The sequence below is a fragment of the Bradyrhizobium sp. 2TAF36 genome (assembly GCF_052114925.1).
Taxonomy (GTDB): domain Bacteria; phylum Pseudomonadota; class Alphaproteobacteria; order Rhizobiales; family Xanthobacteraceae; genus Bradyrhizobium; species Bradyrhizobium barranii.
In genome coordinates, this window is sequence record NZ_JBFRFR010000088.1 from 23,692 (window position 1) to 30,414 (window position 6,723).

Annotated in this window: 5 protein-coding genes; 2 read left to right on the plus strand and 3 right to left on the minus strand. The window is 61.2% G+C overall.

The features are described from left to right. Nucleotides 1-242 precede the first annotated feature (242 nt). The 3 genes from AB4Z51_RS37140 to AB4Z51_RS37150 all read right to left on the minus strand — a co-directional run bounded on the left by AB4Z51_RS37140 (nt 243) and on the right by AB4Z51_RS37150 (nt 5,502). Nucleotides 243-977, minus strand: coding sequence for an alpha/beta fold hydrolase (locus tag AB4Z51_RS37140; protein WP_441499098.1), 735 nt, complete (start codon nt 975-977; stop codon nt 243-245). 131 nt (nt 978-1,108) lie between these two features. Then, nucleotides 1,109-2,296 carry an efflux RND transporter periplasmic adaptor subunit gene (locus tag AB4Z51_RS37145; protein ID WP_441499099.1) on the minus strand — a complete coding sequence of 396 codons (1,188 nt, stop codon included), beginning with the start codon at nt 2,294-2,296 and terminating at the stop codon, nt 1,109-1,111. Between the two features lie 11 nt (nt 2,297-2,307). Further along, nucleotides 2,308-5,502: an efflux RND transporter permease subunit gene (locus tag AB4Z51_RS37150; RefSeq protein WP_441499100.1), complete on the minus strand. Its 3,195-nt coding sequence runs from the start codon at nt 5,500-5,502 to the stop codon at nt 2,308-2,310. 138 nt (nt 5,503-5,640) lie between these two features. Between AB4Z51_RS37150 and AB4Z51_RS37155 the strand changes: the two genes are divergently transcribed. Together AB4Z51_RS37155 and AB4Z51_RS37160 are read left to right on the plus strand one after the other, a co-directional pair. After that, nucleotides 5,641-5,922 (plus strand): hypothetical protein, encoded by a 282-nt coding sequence (locus AB4Z51_RS37155; RefSeq protein ID WP_441499101.1) that lies wholly within the window; start codon nt 5,641-5,643, stop codon nt 5,920-5,922. 68 nt (nt 5,923-5,990) lie between these two features. Further along, nucleotides 5,991-6,551 (plus strand): TetR/AcrR family transcriptional regulator, encoded by a 561-nt coding sequence (locus tag AB4Z51_RS37160; RefSeq protein ID WP_441499102.1) that lies wholly within the window; start codon nt 5,991-5,993, stop codon nt 6,549-6,551. Nucleotides 6,552-6,723: the final 172 nt, after the last annotated feature.

Sequence of the window (6,723 nt, forward strand, 5' to 3'; positions counted from 1 at the left end):
CGCCGTTGCCGGCGCACAACTGATGGCGCGGAGCCGTGCGGACCTGAAACTTTTCGATGCGCTGATCGACAGCTTTTGCGGATCTGGCCTGATCCCGACTTGATTGGCATGTGGTCCGTGAGCTCACGCGCACGAAGGCCTGCCCTTCGTCTTCGATTTTACCCGTGGGCCACGATCAGCCGGCAAAGCATGCGTAGTTCGACTGCAGCCAGCGCCTGAGCTGCCAATTTCCATATTCGGCATCAATCAGAGAGCCGCTCGACCCTGTTGGCGATCTCGATGAGGTGCCTGGCCAGTTCCTCAGGAGCTGAGGACGGCAGCACATGGTCGGACTTGATGGTGAAAACGGGATCGCAGGGCAACCGCGCCTGCATCGAGCGCTGGAGCGACAAGGGCATGACCTGATCGTCTGTCGCTTCGATGTAGGCTCGCGGCACGGATCCGAAACGCTCCTCGCTGACCGAGATCGGGGTTGTGATCGCCGCGAGGGGCTCGAGGCACTGGTTTGCACGTGCAACTTCGACCCAGCGCGCGGGCGTGTTGCTGTAAATCCTATCCAACGCTTCCGGGAGAACGGTGGTCATGCCCGTCGCCGCGTCAGCACTGAAGATCGGCGCGGCGCCGGGGTGCGCGTTCTGGATCGTTCCGCCGATGGAGGCTCCATCTGGAAGCAGAAAGGCCGCCGCGTAGACCAGATAGCCAACCCGCTCGGGGACTCGCTCGGCCACTTCGCTGATGATCAATCCGCCGCGGCTCTGGGCGACAAGCACCACGGGGCCTTTTGCTTCACGCACCCGGGCGGCGATCTGGTCCGCCCAGGCGGTGATCGGTTGGGACGGGAATTGAGTGCCGCCTGGATCGGCTCCCAGTAGGGTTGGTGCCTCGGCGCTATGGCCAGCCGCAATCAGGATCGGGACGACCCGGTCCCACATCCAACCGCCGCTCCAGGACCCGTGGATCATGATCAAGTGTGCCATGCTTCACCTCTCGTTGAGTTGAGTAGAAATCTTGACCGCCATCGAGATTGCCGACAGATGCCCGCCGCGCGATCTCCATGCTGATGATTGCAACAAATCCCCACGTCTCAGCCACGCGGCCTGCGCCAGAGTTACGATCCGGCTTTAGGCGCGTCCGCTGCAGCGACGCGGACCTGATCACCGCTCGCGATGGCGGAAGACGGGTTGAGGATCACCTGATCGGACGGCTCGACGCCCGTAAGAACCTCGACCGTGTCCCCGAAGTCGCGGCCGAGAGTGATCGGCTTCATGACGACCTTGTCACTCGGACCCAGGACAGCGACCTGTACGCCGTCTGCCCGGAACAGCAGAGCGTTGGCGGGCAGTCGAAACCCATGTCCAACAGGGGGCAGCTGAAAATGCACTTGAACGAAACTCCCGGGAAAGAGCTCGCCCGAACTGTTGTCGATGTCGAGTTCGACCTGGAGCGTCCGCGCCTGGCGATCAATGGCCGAGGAGGTTCGTGTCACCATCGCCGGATACCGCTTTCCTGGCTTGTCCGGAAACTGCAAGTAAGCCTCGGTTCCGTCCCGGATGTCGCTGGCATAGCTTTGCGGAACGTCGACATAAGTTCGAAGCTTGTCAGTCGCTGCGATGTGGAAGAGCTCCGCCCCTTGACCACTTCCGGCGTTTATCAAGGCGCCGACATCCGTGTCGCGTGCGGTGATCACCCCGGCGAACGGTGCGACCACCTGCTCGAAGCTTTGAAGCCGTCGGAGGCGATTGACATTGGCCTCGTTAGCCGAGACCTGGGCGGCACTTGCCAATGCTGTGGCTTCGCGATCGTCGCCCGCCTGGCGGGAGACCGAAAGCGTGTCCACCAAATGCGCAAAGCGGTCTGCTGTTCGTCGTGCGATATCGGCATTGGCCTGCGCGGTCTTGAGATCGGCTTCCGCCTGAAGAAGCTGCTGGTCGACCTCGGGCGAGTCGATAACCGCCAGGAGCTCGCCGGCTTTGACGTGAGCGCCTATGTCCGTCCTCCGTAGGCGAACATAGCCGTTCGTGCGGGCGTAGACGGACGTTTCAATTTCACCCTTCATCTGCCCGGGCAGAACGACTTCCTCGAGAGCTGGTCCAGGCTTCGGATGAGTCACGATCACGGTGGTGATGGTGCCAACTGCAGCCTGCCGCTCCAGGGCGGCCTCGCTGGCGTTCCGGGTATCGAGCCCCCGCAGGACAAGCGCCGCGACACCTGCGACCCTGAGGAGGTTGACCAACAGGGCGCCGGCACGGGAGCGGCCGGCCGGAGCCGATACGGTCGGGGAAGGCATTTCGGTCATGGCAAGCTCCGTCATCCGGCGGGTGTGTGCAGAGGCGTCGCCGCGCCATCGAAGGTCGTCGGCGGAGTGAGAGGGCGCCGCAGTCCGTGCAGGAGAGCGAAGACCGCGGGCACGAAGGTCAGCGTAGCGATCGTCGCGACGATCAGGCCACCGATCACGGCGCGGCCGAGCGGCGCGTTCTGCTCGCTGCCTTCGCCGAATCCGAGCGCCATGGGCAGCATGCCGATGATCATCGCCAGCGCCGTCATCAGCACGGGACGGAAGCGGCCGGACCCGGCCGCGACGGCGGCTGCGGTTGGATCGTCTCCCAGCCTCAGGCGGTCGCGAGCCAGGCTCACGACGAGAATGCTGTTGGCAGTCGCGACACCGACGCTCATGATGGCGCCGGTCAGGGCCGGAACGCTGAGATTTGTGTCGGTCAGGAACAGCATCCACGCGATGCCCGCCATCGTCGCCGGCAGCGCCGTGATGATGATGAAAGGGTCCAGCATGGATTGGAAGTTCACCACGATCAGCAGGTAGACAAGGAGCATGGCGAAGGCGAGCCCGTAGAGGAGCCCGGCATAGGATGTGGCCATGGTCACGACTTGGCCGCGCAGGGTGATGGTGACCCCCTTGGGCAGCCCCGCCTTGGTCATCTCGCCGATCGCCTTGCGGACGTCGTTGGCAACGCCGCCGAAGTCCCGACCGGCGCTGGTAGCGTAGATGTCCATCGCAGGCAGAGCGTTGTAGCGGGTATCGACTGAGGGTAGGACATTACGCTTGATCGTACTGATGCCGCCAAGGACTTGACTGTGCGATCCGGGCTTGCCCGTGATGAGCGTGTTGCGGAGTGAATCCAGCGTCTGCAGGTCGGTCTGAGGCGTCTGGCTGACGATCGGATAGGATACGCCGCTTTTTGGGTCCAGCCAGAATGTGGGCGCCGTCTGAAAGCTTCCTGCCAGGGCGATCAGCATTGTGTTCGCGACATCCCCCTGCGTCAGCCCGACGTCGCTTGCGCGGCTGCGATCAACTGCGACGGTGAACGCGGGGGCGTCGAGGTCCTGCTGGATCCGCGCGTCGGCAATCCCGGGGATCTTGCGGATTCTCTCGAGGAGGCGTTCGGCAACCACCGCATTGCTCGCCGTGTCGCGCCCGATGATCTGCACGTCGATTGGYGCGGGAGCTCCAAAATTCAGGATCTGGCTTACGATATCGGCGGGCAGGAAGGCGAACGTCACACCCGGAAAGGCCCGCGGCAGACTTATGCGCAGGCGTCGCACATAATCGGCCGTCGGGTGATGCTTTGCCGTGAGGCTCACCAGGATGTCGGCATCCGCCGGCCCCGTCGGAGCAGAATTGCTGTACGACAGGTTCACGCCGGAGACAGGAAGGCCGATGTTGTCGACGATACCGGCGAGTTCGATCGCGGGAATGGTGCGTCGCAACTCATCTTCGACCTGATCGACAATGCGCGCGGTTTCTTCCACGCGGGTTCCGGCATGGGCACGCACATGTAGTTTGATCTGACCGCCGTCGACCGAGGGAAAGAAGTCGGTCCCCAGTGTAAAAACCAGCAGTACCGATGCGAGAGCGCCGCCGAGGAAGACCGGGATGAACAAGCCTCGCCGCTCAACCGCACGGGACAGAACGCGACGATAGTTCTCGCGCATGGCTTCGAACCTTCGCTCGAAGCCGTTCTGGAAGCGCGCTAAAGGATTCAATCGGCCCCTCTCCGTTCCCGGCACGTGCGGCTTCAACATTAAATTGGCGAGGGTCGGCACCAGCGTCCGCGAAAGAATGTAGGACGCCAGCATTGCGAAGACGATCGCCTCCGCCATGGGCACGAATAAATATCTCGGCACGCCGGACAGGAAGAACATCGGCATGAAGACGATGCAAACGCAAAGCGTGGCGACAAATGCAGGGGCGGCGATCTCCGCCGACCCGTTGAGCACGGAGTCCGCAACTGGGTCGCCCCGCTCGAGGTGGGCATTGATATTCTCGATGACGACCGTCGCATCATCGACCAGGATGCCAACCGCGAGGGCCAATCCACCCAGCGTCATGAGGTTGATGGACTGGCCCAGGAATGAAAGGACGATAATCGAAACCAGCACCGAGAGCGGGATCGAGACCGCGATGATCAGGGTGCTGCGCCAAGACCCGAGGAAGAGAAGGATCATGGTCGCGGTAAGTGACGCCGCGATCATGCCTTCGCGGATCACACCGGATACGGCTGCACTCACAAAGACCGATTGATCGCCGACGGCATCGATCTTCAGTCCGTCGGGACCGGCGGCCTGGATGGCGGGTAGCTTGGCCTTGACATCATGCACGATCTGCAAAGTCGAGGCGCTGCCGATCTTCTGAACCGTCATCAGGACCGCGTGTTCGCCGTTCAATCGCACCATATTGGTTTGCGGTGGCGCGCCGTCGCGTACGTGAGCCACATCGCGGACATAGATGGTCCCGCCGTTCACTTCCTTGACAGGAAGATTGTTGAGATCGTCGATCGTGATTGCCGCGCCGTTCAGACCGATCACGTATTCATAGGCACCGATCTTCTGTGTTCCCGCAGGAATGATCAGGTTCTGGCTGATGATCGCATTCTGCACATCCTGGGCAGACAGTCCGAACGCCTGAAGCTGCTGGGGATTGAGGTCGACCTGAACCTGGCGCTGTTTGCCGCCGTAGGGATAGGGCAGCGACAATCCAGGCACGCCGGAGAGTTGGCTGCGAACGTAGATGTTGCCGGTATCGTAGAGGGCCTGCTCAGTCATTGTCTTGCTGGACAGGGCAAGCTGAAGAACCGGGACGCTGGCAGCGTTATAGGTCAGGATCTGCGGCGGCGTCGTACCAGGCGGGAAGAACTTCGAATAAAACGAGACGCCGGCGACCAGTTGGCTCGTCGCCAGGGGGATATTGGCTCCGGGTTGAAAGTAGATCTTGCTGACACCGACGCCGTTGAGATTGCTGGAATCGATGTGCTCGACGCCGCTGACCACGACCGGCGCGACGCGTTCGAAATTCGCACTGATGCGGTTGGCGATCTCCTTCGCAGGCAGACCTGCGTAGGTCCAGATCATGCTGACGACCGGAATGCCGATGCTCGGAAAAATATCGACCGGCGTGCTTAAAATGGCCAGCGGACCCATGACCACGATCGCGACCGCCATAACGATGAAGGTATAAGGCCGGCTCAGAGCGATTTTGATAAGCCACATAACGGGGCTCCCTTGACGAACGTGCAACGACATTCAACCGCCGGCGGCTCAGCCTCGCGTTCGCTGCCTGACTCACTGATTTGTCGGTTTCCGGCTGACTAGCCGTCGTCGCTTTCCAGATAGGCTTCGACGCTCGTCATGACCTCACCCGTCGCCATCACCTTGGCGTCGAACCAGTGCGCCCAAAAGACCGGGGCCTCCCGCAATAGCGCGTCGGCTCCCCCGAAGTTCGGTCAAATCGACGCCGCCGATGAAGCGCTCGAATTGTTCACGCGCCTTGACTTCAGCGATATCGACTTGAGTGGGCATAGCTTCGGCGGCCAAAAGCTCCTGATTGGTGATGGGCCTGGCCGGGCTGGTGGCGCCCACCTGAATTGCACAATTAAGCATAGCGGCTCTACCTGCCATTTGGTAGAGTGACTATAAATTCGATAATCTGAAATTCAATCCTACCTGTCAGTTGGTTGGGACACGATGAGGTGATCACTGTGATTGAAAATGCGAGAGAAGCGATCCTTGTTGCGGCGCGCAGAACGGCTCAGGCACACGGCTATGGCGGGCTGAACTTTCGTGACATCGGGGCTGAGGTCGGCATCAAGGCGGCAAGCATCTATCACCACTTCCCCGGCAAGGCTGAGTTGGGAGCCGCGGTAGCGAAGCGCTACTGGGAGGATACTGCGGCGGATCTCGAAGCCCTTTCAACCGCGAACCGGGATCCGAGAAAGGCGCTTCGAGCCTATCCAGGACTTTTTCGCCGATCGCTCGAGCAGGAGAATAGAATGTGCCTCTGTGGCTTCATGGCGGCCGAATATGACGACCTGCCGGATGCAGTGAAAACTGAGGTTCAGACCTTTGCCGATGTCAACGTCGCATGGCTTACCAGGATGCTCACTGCGGCTTCTGTGCCGGCCAGCAAGCGCGAGACGAGGGCTCGCGCGATATTCGCCGCCGTCGGCGGCGCGCAGCTGATGGCGCGGAGCCGTGCAGACCTAAAGCTTTTCGATGCGCTGATCGATAGCTTTCGAGGATCTGGCCTGATTCCGACTTGAATGCTGATCTTTACTGGGTGAACTTGGTGACGCGGCTGATGAGCCTTTCGCAGATCTGTTCATCCATTTGCCCACGTGGCTGTTCGTCAACTATGTCACGCGCGCCCTAGTGATCTCGGGCGAGCGAATAGATGATCGTTGAGACTCAAATCACAGGGACTCTGTACGATGT